General features: G+C 71.3%; 19 protein-coding genes and 1 pseudogene. 8 read left to right on the top strand and 12 right to left on the bottom strand.

The annotated features are described in order from the left end of the window. Nucleotides 1–506: 506 nt before the first annotated feature. The 3 genes from ACZ7L6_RS38395 to ACZ7L6_RS38385 form a co-directional block, all read right to left on the bottom strand. Nucleotides 507–752 carry a chaplin gene (locus ACZ7L6_RS38395; protein ID WP_471932270.1) on the bottom strand — a complete coding sequence of 82 codons (246 nt, stop codon included), beginning with the start codon at nucleotides 750–752 and terminating at the stop codon, nucleotides 507–509. Between the two features lie 168 nt (nucleotides 753–920). After that, nucleotides 921–1562: a response regulator gene (locus tag ACZ7L6_RS38390; protein ID WP_471932268.1), complete on the bottom strand. Its 642-nt coding sequence runs from the start codon at nucleotides 1560–1562 to the stop codon at nucleotides 921–923. Further along, complete coding sequence (locus ACZ7L6_RS38385; RefSeq protein ID WP_471932266.1) at nucleotides 1555–2700, bottom strand: GAF domain-containing sensor histidine kinase; 1146 nt, start codon at nucleotides 2698–2700, stop codon at nucleotides 1555–1557. The genes ACZ7L6_RS38390 and ACZ7L6_RS38385 overlap by 8 nt, the downstream gene beginning before the upstream one ends. 242 nt (nucleotides 2701–2942) lie before the next feature. On the opposite strand from ACZ7L6_RS38385, the gene ACZ7L6_RS38380 reads away from it, so the two are divergent. The 3 genes from ACZ7L6_RS38380 (at nucleotide 2943) to ACZ7L6_RS38370 (ending at nucleotide 5825) form a co-directional block, all read left to right on the top strand. Then, nucleotides 2943–3641: an SDR family NAD(P)-dependent oxidoreductase gene (locus tag ACZ7L6_RS38380; RefSeq protein ID WP_471932264.1), complete on the top strand. Its 699-nt coding sequence runs from the start codon at nucleotides 2943–2945 to the stop codon at nucleotides 3639–3641. Beyond that, nucleotides 3638–4753, top strand: a complete 1116-nt coding sequence (locus ACZ7L6_RS38375; RefSeq protein ID WP_471932262.1) for an S-adenosylmethionine:tRNA ribosyltransferase-isomerase — start codon at nucleotides 3638–3640, stop codon at nucleotides 4751–4753. Before ACZ7L6_RS38380 ends, ACZ7L6_RS38375 begins: the two co-directional genes overlap by 4 nt. Before the next feature lie 298 nt (nucleotides 4754–5051). Continuing rightward, nucleotides 5052–5825: a transglycosylase SLT domain-containing protein gene (locus tag ACZ7L6_RS38370; RefSeq protein ID WP_471932260.1), complete on the top strand. Its 774-nt coding sequence runs from the start codon at nucleotides 5052–5054 to the stop codon at nucleotides 5823–5825. Nucleotides 5826–5910: 85 nt separating this feature from the next. Here the strand turns inward: ACZ7L6_RS38370 and ACZ7L6_RS38365 are convergent, their stop codons facing one another. Continuing rightward, a complete protein-coding gene (locus tag ACZ7L6_RS38365) occupies nucleotides 5911–8469 on the bottom strand; it encodes an ABC transporter ATP-binding protein/permease (protein WP_471932258.1) in 2559 nt (852 codons plus the stop codon). Nucleotides 8470–8708: 239 nt separating this feature from the next. Here ACZ7L6_RS38365 and ACZ7L6_RS38360 point away from each other — a divergent pair, with 239 nt between their 5' ends. After that, nucleotides 8709–11366 carry a streptophobe family protein gene (locus tag ACZ7L6_RS38360; protein WP_471932256.1) on the top strand — a complete coding sequence of 886 codons (2658 nt, stop codon included), beginning with the start codon at nucleotides 8709–8711 and terminating at the stop codon, nucleotides 11364–11366. Between the two features lie 91 nt (nucleotides 11367–11457). Here ACZ7L6_RS38360 and ACZ7L6_RS38355 read toward each other — a convergent pair. Beyond that, a pseudogene (locus ACZ7L6_RS38355) lies at nucleotides 11458–11669 on the bottom strand (hypothetical protein); the annotation flags it as partial. A 345-nt stretch (nucleotides 11670–12014) separates the two neighbouring features. On the opposite strand from ACZ7L6_RS38355, the gene serB reads away from it, so the two are divergent. Beyond that, entirely contained in the window at nucleotides 12015–13223 is a 1209-nt protein-coding gene (gene serB / locus ACZ7L6_RS38350; RefSeq protein WP_471932254.1) for a phosphoserine phosphatase SerB, read from the top strand. Between the two features lie 110 nt (nucleotides 13224–13333). Here serB and ACZ7L6_RS38345 read toward each other — a convergent pair whose 3' ends face one another. The 4 genes from ACZ7L6_RS38345 to ACZ7L6_RS38330 form a co-directional block, all read right to left on the bottom strand. After that, nucleotides 13334–13852 (bottom strand): SixA phosphatase family protein, encoded by a 519-nt coding sequence (locus ACZ7L6_RS38345; protein ID WP_471932252.1) that lies wholly within the window; start codon nucleotides 13850–13852, stop codon nucleotides 13334–13336. Nucleotides 13853–13917: 65 nt separating this feature from the next. Next, on the bottom strand, nucleotides 13918–14124 hold the full coding sequence (locus ACZ7L6_RS38340; RefSeq protein WP_398820903.1) for a hypothetical protein: 207 nt from the start codon (nucleotides 14122–14124) through the stop codon (nucleotides 13918–13920). A gap of 196 nt (nucleotides 14125–14320) precedes the next feature. Next, nucleotides 14321–14440: an SGM_5486 family transporter-associated protein gene (locus tag ACZ7L6_RS38335; protein WP_302001726.1), complete on the bottom strand. Its 120-nt coding sequence runs from the start codon at nucleotides 14438–14440 to the stop codon at nucleotides 14321–14323. Between the two features lie 49 nt (nucleotides 14441–14489). Further along, nucleotides 14490–15824, bottom strand: a complete 1335-nt coding sequence (locus ACZ7L6_RS38330; RefSeq protein ID WP_471932249.1) for a CynX/NimT family MFS transporter — start codon at nucleotides 15822–15824, stop codon at nucleotides 14490–14492. A 70-nt stretch (nucleotides 15825–15894) separates the two neighbouring features. On the opposite strand from ACZ7L6_RS38330, the gene ACZ7L6_RS38325 reads away from it, so the two are divergent. Beyond that, nucleotides 15895–16587, top strand: coding sequence for a FadR/GntR family transcriptional regulator (locus ACZ7L6_RS38325; RefSeq protein ID WP_471932247.1), 693 nt, complete (start codon nucleotides 15895–15897; stop codon nucleotides 16585–16587). Here ACZ7L6_RS38325 and ACZ7L6_RS38320 read toward each other — a convergent pair. The 3 genes from ACZ7L6_RS38320 to fabG all read right to left on the bottom strand — a co-directional run bounded on the left by ACZ7L6_RS38320 (nucleotide 16565) and on the right by fabG (nucleotide 18558). Continuing rightward, the gene (locus tag ACZ7L6_RS38320; RefSeq protein WP_471932245.1) at nucleotides 16565–16915 is read right to left on the bottom strand and encodes a hypothetical protein; all 351 of its coding nucleotides are present in this window, start codon (nucleotides 16913–16915) and stop codon (nucleotides 16565–16567) included. The genes ACZ7L6_RS38325 and ACZ7L6_RS38320 overlap by 23 nt on opposite strands. A gap of 162 nt (nucleotides 16916–17077) precedes the next feature. Beyond that, complete coding sequence (gene fabI / locus ACZ7L6_RS38315; RefSeq protein WP_471932243.1) at nucleotides 17078–17848, bottom strand: enoyl-ACP reductase FabI; 771 nt, start codon at nucleotides 17846–17848, stop codon at nucleotides 17078–17080. Between the two features lie 5 nt (nucleotides 17849–17853). Further along, nucleotides 17854–18558, bottom strand: coding sequence for a 3-oxoacyl-[acyl-carrier-protein] reductase (gene fabG, locus ACZ7L6_RS38310; RefSeq protein WP_398820914.1), 705 nt, complete (start codon nucleotides 18556–18558; stop codon nucleotides 17854–17856). Nucleotides 18559–18798: 240 nt separating this feature from the next. On the opposite strand from fabG, the gene ACZ7L6_RS38305 reads away from it, so the two are divergent. Continuing rightward, nucleotides 18799–20322 (top strand): TldD/PmbA family protein, encoded by a 1524-nt coding sequence (locus ACZ7L6_RS38305; protein WP_471932241.1) that lies wholly within the window; start codon nucleotides 18799–18801, stop codon nucleotides 20320–20322. Then, nucleotides 20319–21722, top strand: a complete 1404-nt coding sequence (locus ACZ7L6_RS38300; RefSeq protein ID WP_471932239.1) for a metallopeptidase TldD-related protein — start codon at nucleotides 20319–20321, stop codon at nucleotides 21720–21722. Before ACZ7L6_RS38305 ends, ACZ7L6_RS38300 begins: the two co-directional genes overlap by 4 nt. Nucleotides 21723–21725: the final 3 nt, after the last annotated feature.

Genomic DNA, 21725 nt, shown 5'->3' with positions numbered 1-21725 from the left:
GTGGGCGGGGTGGGTCGCGCGGCCCGGCGCTGACGGGGTGCCGCCTCTCTTTGGGACGGGAGCCGCCCAAGCGGCACGACTGCCCGCAGGCTGCGCCGACTGCCGGCACCGAGGGGCTGCGGGCGCGCAGGTCTCCGCGGAGCTACCTGAGGGGCACCCAGTAGCACCACCGGCCGCAGGCTGCGCCGGCTGCGGGCGCCGAGAGGCTGCCTAGGCTGCGCATGCCGAGAGGCCGCGGGCGCCGCGAGGTTGCAAAGGGGCGCGCAGGTCTCCGGGGTGGCCTGAGAGGCGCCGTCTCAGCGGCGCGGGCGGCTGCTGGCGGCGCGGGCTGTGGCGCCGAGAGGTTGCGCGCGGTGTGTCGCTGCTTCGTGGCCGACCGGGTGGGTGTCGCTCCAGCGGCGTGGGGCTCGCGGACCGCGTCAGCTGTGGCGGAGAGGACCCCGAGAAACTGACCGGCCTCCCGGAGGCGCCCGGGAGGCCGGAGGTCACTGCTTGCGGGGTGGTCGTCAGTGGTTGACGGCCAGGTTGTCGTGGGCCGGGTTCAGCAGGCCGATGACGTTCACGGTGTTGCCGGAGACGTTGACCGGCACGTCCACGGGGACCTGGACGAGGTTGCCCGAGGCGACGCCCGGGGAGCCCACGGCCTTGCCGTTGGCGTGCGCACCGTCGGTGGCGGAGGCCATTCCGGCACCGGCGGCCAGCAGGCCACCGGCCACCATCGTCACAGCCGCTGCCTTCTTCAGGTTCTTCACTTCTAAGCCCTCCTTGCGATTGCCGCGGCAGTCGCCGCAGCACGCACTGGAGAACGGTGGAGATCCACGGAGGATGCGCCATCCGGGGGACATTCCCACGACGGTATGAATCTCAGCCCGGAGGGGAACCCTCCGAATTGCCGTGAGTCATGTCCTGCGCAGAGCGTTTCAGCCGGTCACGCCATGGCGTACGGCCCACAGCGCGGCCTGCGTGCGGTCCGCCAGGTCGAGCTTCATCAGGATGTTCGAGACGTGGGTCTTGACGGTCTTCTCCGACAGGACCAGGGCTCTGGCTATCTCGCGGTTCGAGCGGCCGTCCGCGATCAGGCCGAGGACCTCGCGCTCCCGCTCGGTCAGCGAGCCGCCTCTCCCCTGCCCCGAGTTGGCTTCCTCCTGGGACAACAGGGCGCCCGCGACCTCGGGTTGGAGCAGGATGTGGCCGGCGTGGACCGAGCGGATGGCTCCGGCGAGCGCGTCCGGGTCCACGTCCTTGTAGACGTACCCGGCGGCGCCCGCGCGCAGGGCCGGGATCACCGTGCGCTGTTCGGTGAAGCTGGTGACGATCAGCACGCGCGCGGTGTTGTTCAGTTCGCGGAGCTTGCGCAGGGCGTCGACGCCGTCCATACCCGGCATCTTGACGTCCATGAGGACGACGTCCGGCTTCAGTTCCTCGGCGCGGGCCACTCCCTCGGCGCCGTCCGCGGCCTCGCCCACGACCTCGATGTCGTCCTGCACTTCCAGGAACGTGCGCAGGCCCCGGCGGACCACCTGGTGGTCGTCGACGAGCAGCACCTTGATTGCGTCAGCCACCGGGGACCTCCATCTCGATCGTGGTGCCCTTGCCGGGCGCCGATTCCACGGTCAGCGTGCCGCCGACCCCGCTCGTCCGGTCCCGCATGGAGACCAGGCCGAGGTGGCGTCCTGCGCGGCGTATCGCCTTCGGGTCGAAGCCGCTGCCGTCGTCCGTGACCCGCAGGACCGCTCCGCCGCCGCGCCGGTCCAGCGTCACGTCGACGTGCTCGGCTCCGGAGTGCCGCAGGGCGTTGTGCAGAGCCTCCTGGGCGACGCGCAGCACGGCCTCCTCCTGGGCGGAGGGCAGGGCCTTCACTCCGCGGCCGGCGAAGCTCACGCGCGCGGTGTGGGCGCGGTCGAGGACCTGGATCTGGGTGCGCAGGGTGGCGACGAGGCCGTCCTCGTCGAGGGCGGCGGGGCGCAACTCGACGACGGCGGCGCGCAGTTCGTCGGCGGCCTCGGCGGCGAGCGCGGCCACTTGGTGCAGCTCGCCCTTGGCCCGGGCCGGGTCGCGGTCGATCAGGGCAGCAGCGGCCTGGGCCGTCAGGCGCAGGGAGAACAGCTTCTGGCTGACCGCGTCGTGCAGTTCGTGGGCGAGGCGTGAGCGCTCCTCGGCGATCGTCAGCTCGCGGCTGCGCTCGTAGAGGCGGGCGTTGGTGAGGGCGATCGCGGCGTGCTGGGCGAGGATGCCGAGGAGTTCCTCGTCCTCCTGCGTGAAGCCGCAGCTCCCTTCTGGCTTCGGGCAGTTCTTGTTCGCGAGGAACAGTGCTCCGATGACCTCGTCGCCGTCGCGGATCGGCAGGCCCAGGAAGTCGGCCATGTCGGGGTGTGCCGACGGCCAGCCCTCGAAGCGGGGGTCCTTGCGGACGTCCGCGAGGCGCTCGACCTTGGCCTCCTGGAGCATCGCGGCGAGGATGCCGTGCTGGCGGGGCAGGGGGCCGATAGCCTTCCACTGGGCGTCACTGACCCCGTCGACCACGAACTGGGCGAAGCCGCCGTGGTCGTCCGGAACGCCGAGCGCGGCGTACTGCGCGTCGAGCAGCTCGCGGGCGGAGGCGACGATCGTCTTGAGGACGTCGCGCACCTCGAGATGCCTGCTCATGGCCAGCAATGCGGAGCTCACCGCCGCTAGGCCGGACCTGGGGCCTTGACTCATGCCCTCACGGTACCGGCGGGGTGTGACAGCCGGATCGGACCTGTGGCGGCGGCCGGCTGCGGCGAGGGACCTAGGTCTGCGGTCCCGGCCTCGGCGGCCTAGGACGAAAGGCCCACGGTGCGCGGCGTAGGACGAAGGGCCCCGCGGCTTTGCGGCCCGCGTCCGAGGCGTGGCGGGTGGCCCGGTTCCTACGTTGAGGGCACCGCCGATCGGAGGCGGGCTGGAACGAGGGGACGGTTGTCATGCCGGTAGCGATCATCACGGGGGCCTCGAAGGGGCTGGGGCGGGCGCTCGCCGAGGCGCTGGCCGCGCGCGGCTGGGATCTGGTGCTGGACGCCAGGACGGCGGAGGTCCTGCAGGAGACGGCGGCCGGGCTCCAGACGCCCGGCACGCGCGTGACGGCGGTGCCGGGGGACGTCACGGACGCCGGGCACCGGTCCGAGCTGGTGGCGGCCGCCTGGAAGCTGGGCGGCGTCGACCTGCTGGTGAACAACGCCAGCGCGCTGGGCGCCGAGCCGCTGGTACGGCTGGACACACTGCCGCTGGAGGGGTTGCGCCGCGCCCTGGAAGTGAACGTGGTCGCCGCGCTGGGCCTGGTCCAGGAGGCGTTGCCGCTGCTGCGGGCGTCCGGGACGGGCGCGGTGATCACGGTCAGCTCGGACGCGGCCGCCGAGGCGTACGAGACGTGGGGCGGGTACGGGGCGTCGAAGGCCGCCCTCGACCATCTCGCGGCGGTGCTCGGGGAGGAGGAGCCCGGGCTTCGGGTGTGGGCGGTCGACCCCGGGGACATGGGCACGGACCTGTACGCGGCCGCCGTACCGGACGACGACGATCCACGGCCGACGCCGGCCAGTGTGGTGCCGGCCTTTCTGCGGCTGCTGGACGAGCGGCCGGCCAGCGGTCGCTACGGGGCTCCGGCCCTGCTGGAGGGGCGGCGATGACCCTGGTGGTGAGGGTGCCGGAGGAGTTGTCGGCGCGGATCCCGGCCGAGCAGCGCGGGCCGGGGCTGGACCGGGATGCCGTACGGCTGCTGGTGTCGCGGGGCAGCGAGGTGTCGCATCACACGTTCCGCGAGCTGCCGCTGCTGCTGCGGGCCGGGGATCTCCTGGTCGTCAACACGTCGGAGACGCTGGCCGCCGCCGTGGACGGGCGGATCGGGCACGCGCGCGTGGTGGTGCACTTCTCCACGCGCGGGGACGACGGGCGGTGGGCGGTCGAGCTGCGGGATCCGGATGAGCGGGGCACCACGCGCGCGCGTGCGGGCGGGCCTGCGGGGACTGAGGTGCGGCTTCCCGGGGGTGTGCGGCTGGTGCTTGAGGAGCCGCTGAGCGAGGAGGGCGAGCGGCTGTGGTGGGCGCGGGTGGCCGGGGCCCTTGAAGGCAGGGGAGAGATCCAGGCGGCCGGGGTTCTCAGGCTGATGCGTGAGCACGGGCGGCCGATTCGTTACTCCTATACGGAGCGGGACCAGCCGTTGTCCGTGTACCAGACGGTGTTCGCGTTGCCGTCGGCCGACGGGACGGGCAGCGCGGAGATGCCGAGCGCGGCGCGGCCCTTCACGGTGCGGATGGTGACGGAGCTGGTGAGCCGGGGTGTGCAGTTCGCGCCGATCACGCTGCACACCGGGGTGGCGTCGGCGGAGGCGCACGAGCCGCCGTATCCGGAGCGGTTCGCGGTGCCGGAGGCGTCGGCTCGGCTGATCAATGCGGCCAAGGCGGGCGACGGCCGGGTGATCGCCGTCGGGACGACCGCCGTGCGGGCCGTGGAGTCGGCGGTGGACGCCGACGGGGTCGTACGCGCGCGTGAAGGGTGGACGGATCTCGTCGTCACCCCGGAGCGCGGGGTACGGGTGGTGGACGGGCTGCTGACCGGGCTGCACGAGCCGGAGGCCTCGCATCTGCTGATGCTGGAGGCGGTCGCGGGACGGGCCGCCATCGACCGCAGCTATGACGAGGCGCTGCGCGGGCTCTACCTGTGGCACGAGTTCGGCGACGTCCATCTCATCCTCCCGGCGGAGGGCCCTCACGCAGAGCATTGCTCCAGCAACTGCCGGTGAGACCGTTACCCGGGCGATGTGAGGCCGCCAATAGGGCTCAGATCACATACGAAAGGGAGTAGGAGATAAAGCGCCCCTTTTGACCGGGGCGCACATTCCCATCTGTCCCGTTTTGCGCCTCCCCGATCCACTATCGAGGATCGTACGTCACACCTTTGCCTGGCGATTTTGCGGCCGCTAAGAATGGCTCACGTCGCTCAGCGCCGCGGGTTTCGTCCGCGGCGCTTGTGCCGGAAGCACCCGTGTCCCACGCAGGACAGCGAGCGACCTCCGCGCTATTCGAAGAGGTCCATCTGCCATGCTCAAAAACACCTTCAACCGCGGTCACAGTCGTGCGCTGACCAAGCGTCACAAGATCGCGATCGCCGGTGTCGCCACCCTCGGCGCCGCCGCCCTCGCCTTCACCGCCGTCCCCGGCGACGCACAGACGACCACGGCCGAGGCCCCCACGGGCCGGGTGGCGTACAGCAGTGAGCAGATCAAGGATGTCAAGGCCAGCGTCACCGACCAGCTCGCCTCCGACAGCGTGAAGGCCGAGGAGATGTCGGCCAAGCACAAGGCCGCCGTGGCTGCCGCCAAGCACAGGGCCGCCGTGGCCCACGACAAGCACGTGGCTGCCGAAGCCGCCGCCAAGAAGAGGGCCGCCGAGGCCGCCGCCAAGAAGAAGGCCGAGGCCGCGCGCAAGTCGAAGGAGGCCGCCAGCCGGTCCGCCGAGCGTGTCCAGGTCAAGCCGGTCGCCGCGAAGACCTACGCCAACAACCTCGACGGCTGGATCCGTGAGGCCCTGGACATCATGAAGAAGCACGACATCCCGGGCACCTACAACGGCCTGTACCGCAACATCATGCGGGAGTCCTCGGGCAACCCGAACGCGATCAACAACTGGGACATCAACGCCCAGAACGGTGTCCCGTCCATCGGTCTGCTGCAGGTCATCAAGCCGACCTTCGACGCCTACCACGTCGCCGGCACCGCCTGGAGCCAGTACGACCCGGTCGCCAACCTCACCGCCGCCGCCAACTACGCGGCCGACCGGTACGGCTCGATCGACAACGTCAACAGCGCGTACTGAGGCAGGCACGGGCCTCCGGTCGCGTACGCCGAAGGGCGGCACCCTCCTGACGGGGTGCCGCCCTTCGGGCGTCGTACGACAGGGATCAGTTGCGCATGACCTCGGGCTCGTGGCGGCGCAGGAAGCGGGCCACGAAGAAGCCGCAGATCACGCCGAGGGCGATCAGGGCGAGCATGTCCATGGTCCAGGCGCCGACGGTGTGCTCCCACAACGGGTCATTGCTCTCGCCCTTGGCGGGCGGGCTGATCCTGTTGAAGTCCAGCGTGGCGCCCGCGGCGCCCACCGCCCAGCGCGACGGCATCAGGTACGAGAACTGGTTGACGCCGATCGAGCCGTTCAGGGCGAACAGGCAGCCGGTGAACACGACCTGGATGATCGCGAACATGACCAGCAGGGGCATCGTCTTCTCGGCCGTCTTCACCAGCGCCGAGATGATCAGGCCGAACATCATCGAGGTGAAGCCCAGCGCCATGATCGGCAGCGACAGCTCCAGGAGCGTGAGGTGGCCGAGGACCAGCCCCTCGTCGGGGATCACGCGGCTGGAGAAGCCGATGACGCCGACCATCAGGCCCTGCAGCACGGTGATCACGCCGAGCACGAACACCTTGGACATCAGGTACGCGGACCGGGACAGGCCGGTCGCGCGCTCCCGCTCGTAGATGACCCGTTCCTTGATCAGCTCACGTACGGAGTTGGCGGCACCGGCGAAGCAGGCGCCCACCGCGAGGATCAGCAGGACGGTCGTGGCCGTGCCGTTCGGGACGGGCAGGCCGGTCTTCGGGTTCACCTCCGTGTTCACCAGCAGGTCCTTGTCCGCGTCGATGAGCAGGCTCACCGCGCCCAGGACGGCCGGCAGGATCACCATCAGGGCCAGGAAGCCCTTGTCGGAGGCGATCACCGAGACATAGCGGCGCACCAGGGTCAGGAACTGGGACATCCAGCCCTGTGGCTTCGGCGGCTTCATCGCCTGCATCGGAGGCATCTGTACGGACTGCGGAGCTATCGCGTCGATGTCCGCGGCGTACATCTGGTAGTGCTGCGAGCCCTTCCAGCGTCCCGCCCAGTCGTAGTCGCGGTAGTTCTCGAAGGCGGAGAAGACGTCGGCCCAGGTGTCGTAGCCGAAGAAGTTCAGCGCCTCCTCGGGCGGGCCGAAGTACGCCACCGCGCCGCCCGGGGCCATCACCAGGAGCTTGTCGCACAGCGCCAGCTCGGCCACGGAGTGGGTGACGACGAGGACCGTACGGCCGTCGTCGGCGAGGCCGCGCAGCAGCTGCATGACGTCGCGGTCCATGCCCGGGTCGAGGCCCGAGGTGGGCTCGTCGAGGAAGATGAGCGACGGCTTGGTGAGCAGCTCCAGGGCCACCGAGACGCGCTTGCGCTGGCCGCCGGAGAGGGAGGTGACCTTCTTCTCCTTGTGGATGTCCAGCTTGAGCTCGCGCAGGACCTCGTCGATGCGCTCCTCGCGCTCGCGGGCCGTGGTGTCGGCGGGGAAGCGGAGCTTGGCCGCGTACTTGAGGGCCTTCTTGACGGTCAGCTCCTTGTGCAGGATGTCGTCCTGCGGGACCAGACCGATGCGCTGGCGCAGCTCGGCGAACTGCTTGTAGAGGTTGCGGTTGTCGTAGAGGACGTCGCCCTGGTTGGCGGGGCGGTAGCCGGTGAGCGCCTTGAGCAGGGTCGACTTGCCCGAGCCGGACGGGCCGATGACCGCGATGAGGGACTTCTCCGGGACGCCGAAGGAGACGTCCTTGAGGATCTGCTTGCCGCCGTCGACCGTGACGGTCAGGTGGCGGGCGGAGAAGGAGATCTCACCGGTGTCGACGAACTCCTCGAGGCGGTCGCCGACGATGCGGAACGTGGAGTGGCCGACGCCCACGATGTCGGTGGGGCCCAGCATCGCCGAGCCGCCCTTGGGGATCGGCTGACCGTTGACGTACGTCCCGTTGTGGGAGCCGAGGTCGCGGATCTCCATGCGGCCGTCGGGCGTCGAGTGGAACTCGGCGTGGTGCCGGGAGACCTGCAGGTCGGAGACGACCAGTTCGTTCTCCAGGGCACGGCCGATGCGCATGACGCGGCCGATCGAGAACTGGTGGAACGTGGTCGGGCTGCGGTCGCCGTAGACCGGCGGCGCCCCCGCGCCACCACCGGGGCCCTGCTGCGCCGGGATGTGCGGGGCGGCCTGCTGCGGCTGCTGCCAGCCGGCCTGCGGGGCCTGCTGCTGCGGAACCTGCTGGGCCGGTGTCTTCTGCACCGGTACCTGCTGGGCCGGTGCCTGCTGGGCCCAGCCGGCCTGCGCGCCCTGCGCGGCGTACGGCTGCTGCTGCGGCTGGGCCTGCGGCGAGGCGACGGCGGCCGCGGTGCCGGAGAGGTTCAGGTGCGGTCCGTCGGTCGCGTTGCCCAGGTGCACGGCCATGCCCGGGCCGATCTCCACGTGATGGACCCGTTGGCCCTGCACGAACGTGCCGTTGGTGCTGCCGTGGTCCTCGAGGACCCAACTACGGCCGCTCCAGCTGACCGTGGCGTGCCGCCAGGACACCCTGGCGTCGTCGAACACGATGTCGCCCTGCGGATCGCGTCCGAGGGTGTAGGACCTGGACGGATCGAGCGTCCAGGTCCGTCCGTTCAATTCCAGTACGAGTTCCGGCACTCCATGCCCCACTGAGTAGTCCCCCGAGTTACCCCCATCAGAGGGAGTCTAGGGATGTCGAACATCGTCGGGAACTATTTCAGGCTCCGCCCCCTGACTGAAAGTCGGGCCTTATGACTAGCACGCGCGCGTGCTTCGACCGGTTCCGTTGACGGGGTTGAAACCAGCCCGGAGAGTGGTAATCCACGCGAGGGGGACATGCGCGGCGAGCCGGCCGCGCCGCGGATCGGGGGGTCTGCATGAGCGCGTCCACGAACATCGAGACCGCGAGGCACGGCACGCGGCTGCCGTGGGGGGACATCCTGCTGTCCGCGATCGCCTCTGTGAGCTGGGCGTTGATCGGGATGGCGGGCACTGCGGCGCTCGGACTGCATCTGCTGGAGGCGGACACCGCGAGCTCTCTGGGCCCGATGACCGCGGCGGTGGTGGCCCTCGGGGCGGGTGGTTCGATCACACCGTCCGGTGATGTGTCCGCTTTCGGGTTGACGGGCGCGGAGGCTGCGACGGCCATCGAGATCACGCCACTGGGAGTGAGCCTGGTCGGCGCGCTACTGCTGTCGTGGTTCTTCCTACGGTCCTTGCGGGGCGCGGGAGTTGTGATCGCGCCGACCGAACTCCTCGCGCGCGCGGGCGCGGTGGTCGCGCTGTTCGTGGCGATGCTGGGCGGACTCGCCTGGGCGGGTCACGACGTCATCACGATCGACGGCGGCTCGCTGGGGCTCGACGACCTGCCGGGCGGAGGCGGGGGCGGTGGTCTCGAGATCCCCGGCGTGGGCGACATCGGGGACATCGGCGGGCTGCTGCCCGACCAGATCGGCGACCTCGTCGACGCGAAGGCGGCGGTCGGCTTCACGGTGGACACGGCGCCGACACTGCTCGGTGGCATGGGCTGGTCCGCCGGCATCCTCCTGATCGCCCTGCTGGCCTCGCGCCGCACGCCGCTGCCGCGCGGCTGGGAGGCCGTGCACCGCGTCGTACGCCCCGCCGTGTCCGCCCTCGTCACGGTGCTGCTGGTCGCGGTCGCGGCCGGGCTCGCGGCGGCGGCCTACGCGGCGATCGGCGACGCCCACCCCAAGCGCATCGCGGGCGCCGCCCTGCTCGGCGCCCCGAACGGCGTGTGGCTCGGCGTCCCCATCGGCCTCTTCGTGCCGTTCGACGGCAGGGCGACCGGGGTCCTGGCGAGCCTGTTGCCGGATCCTCTGGACGACCTGCTGAACAGCGACTCCGACCAGACCGTGACGCTGAGCAGGCTGGCGGAGCTGGACGGACGGGTGTGGCTGCTCGGGGTCGCGACGGTGGTGATGATGCTGCTCGCGGGGGTGCTGACTGCGGTGCGGACGCCGGTGGAGGAGAGCGCCCATGCCGGTGGCCGGGGCGGGGGACGGGGCGGAGAGGCCGGTGAGGCTCCGGGGGCGCGAGGCAGGACAGCTTGGGGGGCCGGGGCTGGGCCGGGGGCGGGGGCCGGACCGCTTCCCGGCGGGGTGGGCTCGGATGCGAGGCCGGTGGGTGGATCGGGGGGTTCCTGGGGCGTACGGGCGTCGGGTGCCGGTGGCGTCGAAGGGCTGGATGCGGGTGTCGTACGGCAACCCGGGGACCCCGCCGCAGGAGGGCCAGGCACCTGGGGCTTACGGGACCCGGGGCCCCTCCGTTTCGCCGGGCGGTGTGCGCTGCGGCTCGGTGTCGCCACGGCGTTGGCGCTGCCCCTGCTCGGGTGGCTGACCGAGGTGTCGGTGGACGCCTCGCTGTCGGTGTTGGGCTTCGACGCGTTCGGCGCGGGGGTGCAGCTGACGGGAAACCTCGGCATGGCGTTGGTCCTGGGGGCGGCGTGGGGCGCGGGAGCGGGTGCCGTGGGCGCGCTACTCGCCCGGGCGACCGGGGCCGCGGGGCGGCGGGCGACTGCGGCGGCACGGGGCGAGGTGGCGGTGGGTACGAGGCCGGGTGCTGCGGGAGCGGCGGGAGGTGCCGGTACGGCGGGCACGGTGGCGGAGGGTGCCAGTGGGGCGGGCACGCCGACGGAGGGTGCCGGGCCCTCGCCGTACGGGAGCCGGTCCGGGCCGTACGCGCCCGGCACGCCGTATCGGCCACCGAACCCGGCGACGAACCCCTACCTGCGCGTGCCCGAGGAAATGCGTGAGCCGGAGGACGCCCGGCCGCCGGACGTGGCCCCGCCTTCCGGAGGCGCACGACCGTCCGACGGGGCGCGCGGAACCGACGCGGGGTGGAGGCGCGACGCACAGTCGGGGTCAGGACACGGGTCGGGGTACGGGTCGGGGTCGGGGTACGGGACGGGACCATCACAGGGGCCAGGACCAGGGGGCGACCCAGAGGCCGAGCATCCGGCAGGGCCAGGACGCGACGCGCGGTCGGGGCCCGGATACGGGCCGGAGTCCGGACACAGGCTGGGACCATCACAGAGGCCAGGGCCAGGGGACGACCGGGGGGCGGAGCCTCCGGCAGGGCCAGGACGCGACGCGCGGTCGGGGCCCGGATACGGGCCGGGACCTGGCTACGGGCCAACGTCCGGATACGGGCCGGAGTCCGGACATAGGCCGGGACCAGAACGCGGCCCACGGGCGGAGCACGCGGCAGGGCAAGGACGCGACGCGCGGTCCCAGCGGAACGTGGGGTCGGGGTCCGACGAGGTACGGCGGCCCGGTGACCCGCAGTCCACTGAGCCGCCGTCCGGTCGGGCGCCCGGTGAGCCGCCGCGCGCCGGGGATGACGACATGTACGGCGCGCCCACGGTCATTCGGCCGATCGGGCCGCCCCCCAGGCCGCCCCGGCCTCCTCGGCGGCGTGGCAACCGGTCGTCGTCCGGAGCGGACGAAGGGCCACCGCCTCCGCCACCGCCACCCCCTCCCCCGCCGCCGCCGGGGAAGCCGAAGGGGCGTTCGTGATCCCGTGATCCACCGGGCCCGCCAGGACAGACCCGCCGTACGGCTGCGGAGGTGGCCGGGCGACACCATCGGGCGCCCATGGGGACGCGGCGCCCATGACACCGTCTGTTCGTCTGGCGCCGAGGATGTCGCGCAAGCGCGACCACTGCAGGACGGCCTCCTCGACGGAGACCGGCGCGTCTGGCGGGAGCTCACCGTCGTCGACATTCACCGGAGGGGCGCCTGCGCCCGCAGCTCGGCGACGATCGCGCCCAGCCGGATCTGGACGGTGGCCTTCGAGCGCACCGCGGTCGCCTTCGCGCTTGCACCGCGGCCGCCCTCAAGCCGGCATCACGGTCGCCCCCGGCCTGGCACCACCACCACCCCGATCTGCCACCACGGTCGCCCCCGGACTGGCACCACCACCCCGATCTGGCACCACGGTCGCCCCCGAGCCGGCACCGCAGCCGCCCTCGAGCGGCCAGGGAGCCCACGGGACGCGAGTCGGTGAGCCCGGCCCGCAGGTGCCCCTGTGGCGGCTCACAAGTACTGGTGCAGCCGTGGCCGGAATGTAAGACCCGGGCCATCCGACCGACACCCACTGTTCCGTGTCCGCTAGACGGACCTCAGGGGCGCCAGGCACTGAGTGCCGGATACGGTGGAAGCACCATGAGCGCTTCGCAGACCTCCGACATCCCCACCCTTCTCGTCAAGATCTTCGGGAAGGACAGGCCGGGCATCACGGCCGGCCTCTTCGACACGCTGGCCGCCTACTCCGTCGACGTGGTCGACATCGAGCAGGTCGTCACCCGTGGCCGGATCACGCTGTGCGCGCTCGTGACGCAGCCTCCGGCCGGGCTGGAGGGTGATCTGCGCGCGACCGTCCACAGCTGGGCGGAGTCGATGAAGATGCAGGCGGAGATCATCTCCGGCCGCGGCGACAACCGGCCCCGCGGGCTCGGACGCTCCCTGGTGACCGTGCTCGGGCACCCGCTCACCGCGGAGGCGACGGCCGCGATCGCCGCCCGGATCACCAAGTCCGGCGGCAACATCGACCGTATCTTCCGGCTCGCCAAGTACCCCGTCACCGCGGTGGAGTTCGCTGTGTCGGGCGTGGAGACCGAGCCGCTGCGCACCGCGCTGGTGACGGAGGCCGCGGCACTGGGTGTCGATGTCGCCGTCGTCGCCGCCGGACTGCACCGGCGCGCCCAGCGGCTCGTCGTGATGGACGTGGACTCCACGCTCATCCAGGACGAGGTGATCGAGCTCTTCGCCGCGCACGCCGGCTGCGAGGACAAGGTGGCCGAGGTGACGGCGGCCGCGATGCGCGGGGAGCTGGACTTCGAGCAGTCGCTGCACGCGCGCGTGGCGCTGTTGGAGGGGCTGGACGCCTCGGTGGTGGAGAAGGTGCGCAGCGAGGTGCGGCTGACGCCGGGCGCGCGCACGCTGATCCGTACGCTGAAGCGGCTCGGCTATCAAGTCGGTGTCGTCTCGGGTGGGTTCACCCAGGTCACCGACGATCTGAAGGAGCGGCTCGGGCTCGACTTCGCCCAGGCGAACACGCTGGAGATCGTCGACGGCAGGCTGACGGGCAAGGTCACCGGCGAGATCGTGGACCGGGCGGGCAAGGCGCGGCTGCTGCGCCGGTTCGCCGCCGAGGCGGGGGTGCCGCTGTCGCAGACGGTGGCGATCGGTGACGGCGCCAACGACCTGGACATGCTCAACGCGGCCGGGCTGGGCGTCGCCTTCAACGCCAAGCCGGTGGTGCGGGAGGCCGCGCACACGGCGGTGAACGTGCCGTTCCTGGACACGGTCCTGTATCTGCTGGGCGTCACCCGCGAAGAGGTCGAGGCGGCGGACATGCACGACGATGCCTGATGAGCGGCATCTGATGACCCGGAGCTGACGGCGGCCCGCACACCCGCGTCCGCCGGCTGCACGCCTAGGGCCCGGCACCACCACGGTGCCGGGCCCTACGCGTGGGTCGGTCACTCCGAGGGCGCCCAGTAGTCCAGCAACGTGGCCACGCCGGGCTCCAGCGTCTTCCAGGTGCCGCTGAAGGAGAGGACGGCGAAGGCGGCGGCCGGGAAGCCGCGGCGGCTCATCCGCTCGCGCGCCTCGTCCTCGGCCGAGCCGGACAGGATCTCGGCGAGGCCTTGCACGCCCGGGTTGTGGCCGATCAGCAGGACGTTCTGCACGTCGTCGGGTGTTTCGTTGAGCACGGCGATCAGCTCGCCGGGCGAGGCCTCGTAGACCCGCTCTTCGTAGATGGTTTTCGGCCGGTGCGGGAACTCGTGGACGGCGAGCTTCCAGGTCTCCCGGGTCCGGGTCGCGGTGGAGCACAGGGCCAGGTCGAAGGGGATGTCGGTGTCGGCCAGCCTGCGTCCGGCCTCTGCCGCGTCCATTCGGCCCCGGTCGGCGAGCGGCCGCTCGTGATCGGTCACCTGTGGCCAGTCGGCTTTCGCATGCCGGAAGAGGACAATCCTGCGGGATTCTGCGACGCTCATGAGACCCAGCTTCGCATGAAACAGGCCATGGGGCGCAGGGAGTTGACGGGCGGCTCCGCCCGTGCTCAGCGCATGATCAGCTGCTGTATGCGCTCGAAGAGCTGGGTGATCGCCGGCTCGGCGGTCGCCGCCTGCGCGTCGGACGGGTTGAGTATCAGCGTCAGCAGAGTGACGAAGGCGAGCGTCGGCAGGGCGAGGGCCCACCAGGGCAGCCGGATGTCGGCACGGCCCGTGGACGCCGGGTGGGGCGGGGTGTGCGTGCGGGCCGACATGATGCCTCCGGGAGTCCTCGAGCGGTCCGTGTCCGCCTCTCGCGGTCACACTTCGAAGCTACGGAACTCCGGGCCCTCAACCCATCCGGTGATCCACCCAGTTGACCCTGACACTCGCCCCCTAGGGGATGGTGGGGCCAGCCCCACCATCGGCATGCCGACGTGCGTCAGTGGGTCGACGTCAGTGCGTCCCCCGTCAGGGAGAGGCGATCGTCGCGATGACGGCGATGATCACGAAGATGGCGAAGAACGCGCCGAAGACGAGCAGCATCTTCTTCTGGCCGTTCTGGGGGTTCGGGTCGAGCACTGGCGACATACGGCAAGTCTCGCACCCTTCGCCCCGGCGCGGCCCTCCGGGGTACGGCTCAGCGGGCCGCCTCGTCCTCCACCGTGCGGTTGCGTCCCGCCAGGACACCCACCGCCATCTGCGGGATCATCAGGCCGGCCATCAGCGCGATCGGCAGCCCCCAGCCGCCGCTGTGCTGGTAGAGCACGCCCACCAGGAGCGGGCCGGGGATGGAGAGCAGATAGCCGGTGCTCTGCGCGAACCCCGACAGCTGGGCCACTCCCGCGCTGGTCCTGGCCCGCATGCCGACCATCGTGAGGGCCAGCGGGAACGAGCAGTTGGAGACGCCGAGCAGCAGGGCCCAGGCCCAGGAACCGGCGGCCGGCGCGAGGTACAGGCCGGCGTAACCGACGAGGCCGCAGGCACCCAGCACGAGCACGATCGGCCCCTGGTGCGGCAGCCTGGTGGCGACGCGCGGGATGACGAAGGCCAGCGGCACGCCCATCACCATCGTGACGGCGAGCAGCAGCCCCGCCGTGCCGGCGGGCACTCCGGCATCGCGGAAGATCTGCGCCATCCAGCCCATCGTGATGTAGGCGCCGGTGGCCTGGAGCCCGAAGTAGACGGCGAGGGCCCAGGAGGTGCGGCTCCGGGTGATCCGCAGCGGGGGCGCGTCCACGCGCGCGTGGTTCTCTTTCGCGGAGGCGGAGGGCGCCTGCGCGGAGGCGGCGGGCGCCCTCCCACGGTCCCGCACGGCCGCCCCCCGGTCCCGCACGAAGGGAATCCAGGGCACTACGGCCGCCGCCGCGAGCGCCGCCCACACCGCGAGTCCGGTGTGCCAACTCCCGCCCAGCGCCTCGGTCATGGGCACCGTCACCGCCGCCGCGGACGCGGTGCCGAGCGCGAGGGCCATCGAGTACAGGCCGGTCATGGAGCCGACCCGGTCGGGGAACCAACGCTTGACGATGACCGGCATCAGGACGTTGCTGACGGCGATGCCCATGAGGGCGAGCGCGCTGGCGGCCAGGAAGCCGGCCGTGCCTCCCGCGTACGGCCGTATGAGCAGGCCCGCGGTGATGGCGAGCATGCCCGCGCACACCACCGCACCCGGGCCGAAGCGGCGCGCCAGACGCGGGGCCGCGACGCCGAAGACGGCGAAGCACAGTGGGGGCACGGAGGTGAGCAGCCCGGCCACGCTGCCGCTCATGCCGAGCCCGTCGCGGACCTCCTCCAGGAGGGCGCCGAGGCTGGTGATGGCGGGGCGGAGGTTCACCGCGGTGAGCACGATGCCGAGCACGAGCAGCCGCATCGTCCACGCGCGTGTGGCGGGCTCGGAGGTGGTGTGTGTCTCAGGTGTGCCTATCCGCATGGACGTCACCGTCCGGGTTTCCTCGCTTGCCATGAGGCCCATCATAGAATCATGGGATGATTGACTGTCCACCCCGGGGCTTCGCCGTCCCGGCCTCCCCGTGCGAAGGTGTGCCATGCCCCTGAGCCACCCCCGCCGCTCGGCACTGTCCGAACAGGTCATCGCGGCGTTGCGGAACCAGATCACGTCGGGCGAATGGCCGGTCGGCTCGCGTATCCCGACGGAGCCCGAGCTGGTCGAGCAGCTCGGCGTGGCCCGCAACACGGTCCGCGAGGCGGTCCGCGCCCTCGCGCACAACGGCCTGCTGGACATCCGCCAGGGCTCCGGCACCTATGTGGTGGCGACCAGCGAGCTGGCGGGCGTCATGCACCGCCGCTTCGCCGACGCCGACCCCCGGCACATCGCCGAGCTGCGCTCCACGCTGGAGTCGGCCGCCGCGAAGCTGGCCGCCGAGCGGCGCACGGAGAAGGACCTCAAGCAGCTGGACACACTGCTGGTGCGGCGCGAGGAGGCCTGGGAGTCGGGTGACGCGGAGGCGTTCGTGACGGCCGACACGACCTTCCATCTGGCCGTGGTGGCGGCCTCCCACAACGACGTGATGACCGCGATGTACGCCGACCTGGGCGAGGTGCTGCGGGACTGGCTGCGCGAGGACGTCGGCGAGGAGCTGACGCCGGAGACGCACATGGACCACGGACGGCTGGTCGACGCGATCCGCGCCGGCGACGCGGCCGCGGCCGCCGCAGAGGCGGCGAGCTATCCGTTCCTGTGCCGTCCGGGGCGTTTCAGCGCTCCCGCCGGTGACTGATCCACACCGAGCCGACCTCTTTCCAGCAGCGCCCGGTCAGCCGCACGGTCTGTGCGGGCCCGGCCTCCACCGGAGAGCTGTCACTGTCGAGGTCCCACCAGCGGGCGCACTCGACGTGCAGAGTCACCCGGTCGATGCCCGGATAGGGATTGTGGCAGTACGCGGTCACGTGGGAGCCGGTGACGCGGATCCGGCACGCGGCGCCGAAGGGCTCGTCGGACTCCACTTCCGCGGCATGCACGCGCGCGTGGGGTATCGCCTCGTACGAGACGAGCAGCAGGAGAGCGACGGCGACGGTCGTTGAGGCCAGGCTGTGGGACAAGCGCACAAGGGGACCTCCTCGGCCGTGCTGGGGAGGGGCTCGCGTAGTGAACGCGTAATCCAGAGTGCGCAGTTGTGGGTCTCCCCCGCCCGGCCGGGTAGGCCGAACGGGTGACGCCCCGCTCCCCGCGCGCTGCGGGAAACGGGGCGTCGACGACGTACCGGAGGATCAGGCGCCGATGGCGTGCAGGCCGCCGTCCACGTGGATGATCTCGCCGGTGGTCTTCGGGAACCAGTCCGACAGCAGCGCGACGATGCCCTTGCCCGCCGGCTCCGGGTCCTCCAGCTTCCACTCCAGCGGGGAGCGGCTGTCCCACACCGACGCCAGCTCGGCGAAGCCGGGGATGGACTTCGCGGCCATGGAGCCGATCGGACCCGCCGAGATCAGGTTGCAGCGGATGTCGTGCTTGCCGAGGTCACGCGCCATGTAGCGGTTCGTCGCCTCCAGGGCGGCCTTGGCGGGGCCCATCCAGTCGTACTGCGGCCAGGCGAACTGGGCGTCGAAGGTGAGGCCGACGACGGAGCCGCCCTCGGTCATCAGCGGCAGCAGCGCCATGGTCAGCGACTTCAGGGAGAAGGCGGAGACATGCATGGCGGTGGCCACGGACTCGAACGGCGTGTTGAGGAAGTTGCCGCCGAGCGCGTCCTGCGGCGCGAAGCCGATGGAGTGCACGACGCCGTCGAGCCGGTCGCCCAGGTGCTCCCGGACCTGGCCCTCCAGGCGGGCGAGGTGCTGGTCGTTGGAGACGTCGAGCTCCAGGACGGTGACCGGCTTGGGCAGCTTCTTGGCGATGCGCTCGGTCAGCGTGGGCCGGGGCCAGGCGGTCAGGATGACCTCCGCGCCCTGCTCCTGGGCCAGCTTGGCGGCGTGGAACGCGATGGAGGACTCCATCAGCACACCGGTGATGAGGATCTTCTTGCCCTCGAGGATTCCAGCCATGGTGATCAGTGACCCATTCCCAGTCCGCCGTCAACGGGGATGACGGCTCCAGTGATGTACGAGGCGTCGTCCGAGGCGAGGAACCGCACCGTCGCGGCGATCTCCTCCGGCTGCGCGTAACGACCGAGCGGCACCTGCTTCACGATGTTCTCGCGCTGCTCGTCGGTGAGGACCTTGGTCATGTCGGTGTCCACGAAGCCGGGCGCGACGACGTTGAAGGTGATGTTGCGCGAACCCAGCTCACGGGCGAGGGAGCGCGCGAAGCCGACCAGGCCGGCCTTGGAGGCGGCGTAGTTGGCCTGGCCCGGACCGCCGTACAGACCGACGACCGAGGAGATGAGAACGACGCGGCCCTTCTTGGCCCGCAGCATCCCGCGGTTGGCGCGCTTGACGACGCGGAAGGTGCCGGTGAGGTTGGTGTCGATGACCGAGGTGAAGTCCTCCTCGGACATGCGCATCAGGAGCTGGTCCTTGGTGACGCCGGCGTTGGCGATCAGGACCTCGACCGGGCCGTGCTCGGCCTCGATCTCCTTGTAGGCCTGCTCCACCTGCTCGGGGTCGGTGATGTCGCACTTCACCGCGAGGAAGCCGGCCGGCGGCTCACCCGAGCGGTAGGTGATGGCGACCTTGTCGCCGGCGTCGGCGAAAGCACGGGCGATGGCGAGGCCGATGCCCCGGTTGCCTCCGGTGACGAGAACCGAGCGGCTCAACGGATCACCCTTTCGATAGGGGTCTGACACACCCGCCCGAACACGTGGATGGCAGGCGGCTTCCCCGAAAACCTATCGGTCCGGTCCCGGCCTCGGACATTCGGGCACCGACAGTGGCGTAGGGGTGTCACTGTCGGATCCCTACAGAAAGGCGCGGACTCCCGCCGGAAACGTGTGGTCCACGGCCCCGCCCGCGCGACATGATCGGAGCCGACAGGCCACGACAGCAGGGAGACCTCCGTGCCTCATACGATCGACGAAGCCTTTACGGCGCTTCCGCTACGCGCCCTGGCCGACGCCGCGCTGGCACGCGCGCGTGCGCTGGGTGCCGAGCACGCGGACTTCCGGTTCGAGCGGGTGCGCAGCGCGTCCTGGCGCCTGCGGGACGCCAGGCTCGCCGGGTCGTCGGACACCACCGACCTCGGGTACGCGGTGCGCGTGGTGCACGGCGGGACCTGGGGGTTCGCGTCCGGGGTGGATCTGACGCTGGACGCCGCCGCCAAGGTCGCCTCGCAGGCGGTGGCGATGGCGAAGCTGTCCGCCCAGGTGATCAAGGCCGCCGGGTCGGACGAGCGCGTGGAACTCGCCGACGAGCCGGTGCACGCCGAGAAGACGTGGATCTCGTCGTACGAGATCGATCCGTTCACCGTTCCCGACGAGGAGAAGTCGGGACTGCTGGCGGAGTGGAGCGCGCGGCTGCTGGCGGCGGGCGGGGTCAATCACGTCGACGCCTCCCTGCTCACCGTCCATGAGAACAAGTTCTACGCCGACACCGCCGGGACCGTGACCACCCAGCAGCGGGTACGGCTGCACCCGCAGCTGACCGCCGTGTCGGTCGACGAGTCGAGCGGCGAGTTCGACTCCATGCGCACCATCGCGCCGCCCGTGGGACGCGGCTGGGAGTACCTGACGGGAACGGGGTGGGACTGGGAGTCCGAACTGGCGCAGATCCCCGAGCTGCTCGCCGAGAAGATGCGGGCACCGAGCGTCGAGGCGGGGCCGTACGACCTCGTCGTCGACCCCTCGAACCTGTGGCTGACCATCCACGAGTCCATCGGCCACGCCACCGAGCTGGACCGCGCCCTCGGCTACGAGGCCGCCTATGCCGGCACCTCCTTCGCCACCTTCGACCAGCTCGGCAAGCTCAGGTACGGCTCCGAGCTGATGAACGTCACCGGTGACCGCACCGCCGAACACGGCCTGGCGACCATCGGGTACGACGACGAGGGCGTCGAGGGCCAGTCCTGGGACCTGGTGAGGAACGGCACCCTCGTCGGCTACCAGCTGGACCGGCGGATCGCGAAGCTGACCGGCTTCGAGCGCTCCAACGGCTGCGCCTTCGCCGACTCCCCCGGCCATGTGCCCGTGCAGCGCATGGCCAACGTGTCGCTGCAGCCGGATCCGGCGGGGATGTCGACCGAGGATCTGATCGGGAGCGTGGACCGCGGGATCTACGTCGTCGGCGACCGGTCCTGGTCGATCGACATGCAGCGCTACAACTTCCAGTTCACCGGGCAGCGGTTCTTCAAGATCGAGAACGGTCGGATCACGGGCCAGCTGCGGGACGTGGCCTATCAGGCGACGACCACGGACTTCTGGGGCTCGATGGCCGCGGTGGGCGGTCCGCAGACGTACGTTTTGGGCGGTGCCTTCAACTGCGGCAAGGCCCAGCCCGGGCAGGTCGCCGCGGTCTCGCACGGCTGCCCGTCGGCCCTCTTCAAGGGCGTCAACATCCTTAACACCACCCAGGAGGCCGGTCGATGAGCGCTCACTCCAGCAAGGCGCACAAGCCGCACGAGATCGTCGAGCGGGCCCTGGAGCTGTCGCGGGCGGACGGGTGCGTCGTCATCGCCGACGAGCAGTCGACCGCCAACCTGCGCTGGGCGGGCAACGCGCTGACCACGAACGGCGTCACGCGCGGGCGGACGCTCACCGTCGTCGCGACCGTCGACGGCAAGGAGGGCACGGCCTCCGGGGTGGTGTCGCGGTCGGCGGTGACCGTGGACGAGCTGGAGCCCTTGGTGCGGGCCGCCGAGGCCGCCGCGCGCGGTGCCGGGCCCGCCGAGGACGCACAGCCGCTGGTGACGGACGTACCGGCGTCGCCGGACTTCATGGACGCCCCGGCCGAGACGTCGTCGGCTGTGTTCGCCGACTTCGCTCCGGCGCTCGGCGAGGCGTTCGCACGCGCGCGTGCGGGCGGACGGGAGCTGTACGGCTTCGCCAACCACGAGCTGGTGTCGACGTACGTGGGCACGTCCACGGGGCTGCGGCGGCGGCACGACCAGCCCAACGGGACGCTGGAGCTGAACGCCAAGTCACCGGACCGTACGCGCTCGGCGTGGGCGGGGCGCTCCACGCGGGACTTCAAGGACGTGGACCCGACGGCGCTCGACGCCGAGCTGGCCGTACGCCTCGGCTGGGCCGAGCGGCGCCTGGAGCTGCCGGCGGGCCGGTACGAGACGCTGCTGCCGCCGACCGCCGTGGCCGACCTGCTGATCTACCAGATGTGGTCGGCGTCGGGGCGGGACGCGGTCGAGGGCCGGACGGTGTTCTCCAAGCCCGGCGGCAGGACACGCGTCGGCGAGAAGCTGAGCGACCTGCCGCTGACGTTGCGCAGCGACCCGAACGAGCCGGGCCTGGAGTCCGCGCCCTTCGTGATCGCGCACTCCTCCGGGGGCGACCAGTCGGTGTTCGACAACGGACTGCCGCTCGCGGCCACGGAGTGGATGCGCGAGGGCGAGCTGAAGCACCTCATGACCAGCCGGCACAGCGCGGGGCTGACCGCTCTGCCCGTGGCGCCCGGGATCGACAACCTGATCCTGGACGGCGGTCAGGACCGGTCGATCGAGGAGATGGTCGCGAACACCGAGCGCGGACTGCTGCTGACGTGCCTGTGGTACATCCGCGAGGTCGACCCCGCGACGCTGCTGCTGACGGGCCTGACCCGGGACGGGGTGTACCTCGTCGAGAACGGTGAGGTGACCGGCGAGGTCAACAACTTCCGGTTCAACGAGTCGCCGGTCGGCCTGCTGGGGCGGGCCACGGAGGCGGGGCGTACGGAGAAGACGCTGCCCAGGGAGTGGAGCGACTGGTTCACCAGGGCGGCGATGCCCACGCTGCGCGTCCCCGATTTCAACATGAGCTCTGTCAGTCAGGGCGTATAACCT

It is taken from the genome of Streptomyces sp. NPDC107522 (genome assembly GCF_055657525.1).
Note: the sequence above shows the minus strand (reverse complement) of the source record. Positions and strands in the feature narration are given on the sequence as shown.

Excerpts from the sequence above, each read along its gene's own strand:
- ACZ7L6_RS38345 (WP_471932252.1), bottom strand. The coding sequence starts at position 13,852 with ATGAGCGTCGCAGAATCCCGCAGGATTGTCCTCTTCCGGCATGCGAAA.
- ACZ7L6_RS38300 (WP_471932239.1), top strand. The coding sequence starts at position 20,319 with ATGAGCGCTCACTCCAGCAAGGCGCACAAGCCGCACGAGATCGTCGAG.
- ACZ7L6_RS38375 (WP_471932262.1), top strand. The coding sequence starts at position 3,638 with ATGACCCTGGTGGTGAGGGTGCCGGAGGAGTTGTCGGCGCGGATCCCG.
- serB (WP_471932254.1), top strand. The coding sequence starts at position 12,015 with ATGAGCGCTTCGCAGACCTCCGACATCCCCACCCTTCTCGTCAAGATC.
- ACZ7L6_RS38335 (WP_302001726.1), bottom strand. The coding sequence starts at position 14,440 with ATGTCGCCAGTGCTCGACCCGAACCCCCAGAACGGCCAGAAGAAGATG.
- ACZ7L6_RS38370 (WP_471932260.1), top strand. The coding sequence starts at position 5,052 with ATGCTCAAAAACACCTTCAACCGCGGTCACAGTCGTGCGCTGACCAAG.
- ACZ7L6_RS38330 (WP_471932249.1), bottom strand. The coding sequence starts at position 15,824 with ATGATGGGCCTCATGGCAAGCGAGGAAACCCGGACGGTGACGTCCATG.
- ACZ7L6_RS38325 (WP_471932247.1), top strand. The coding sequence starts at position 15,895 with ATGCCCCTGAGCCACCCCCGCCGCTCGGCACTGTCCGAACAGGTCATC.
- ACZ7L6_RS38380 (WP_471932264.1), top strand. The coding sequence starts at position 2,943 with ATGCCGGTAGCGATCATCACGGGGGCCTCGAAGGGGCTGGGGCGGGCG.
- fabI (WP_471932243.1), bottom strand. The coding sequence starts at position 17,848 with ATGGCTGGAATCCTCGAGGGCAAGAAGATCCTCATCACCGGTGTGCTG.
- ACZ7L6_RS38340 (WP_398820903.1), bottom strand. The coding sequence starts at position 14,124 with ATGTCGGCCCGCACGCACACCCCGCCCCACCCGGCGTCCACGGGCCGT.
- ACZ7L6_RS38385 (WP_471932266.1), bottom strand. The coding sequence starts at position 2,700 with ATGAGTCAAGGCCCCAGGTCCGGCCTAGCGGCGGTGAGCTCCGCATTG.
- ACZ7L6_RS38360 (WP_471932256.1), top strand. The coding sequence starts at position 8,709 with ATGAGCGCGTCCACGAACATCGAGACCGCGAGGCACGGCACGCGGCTG.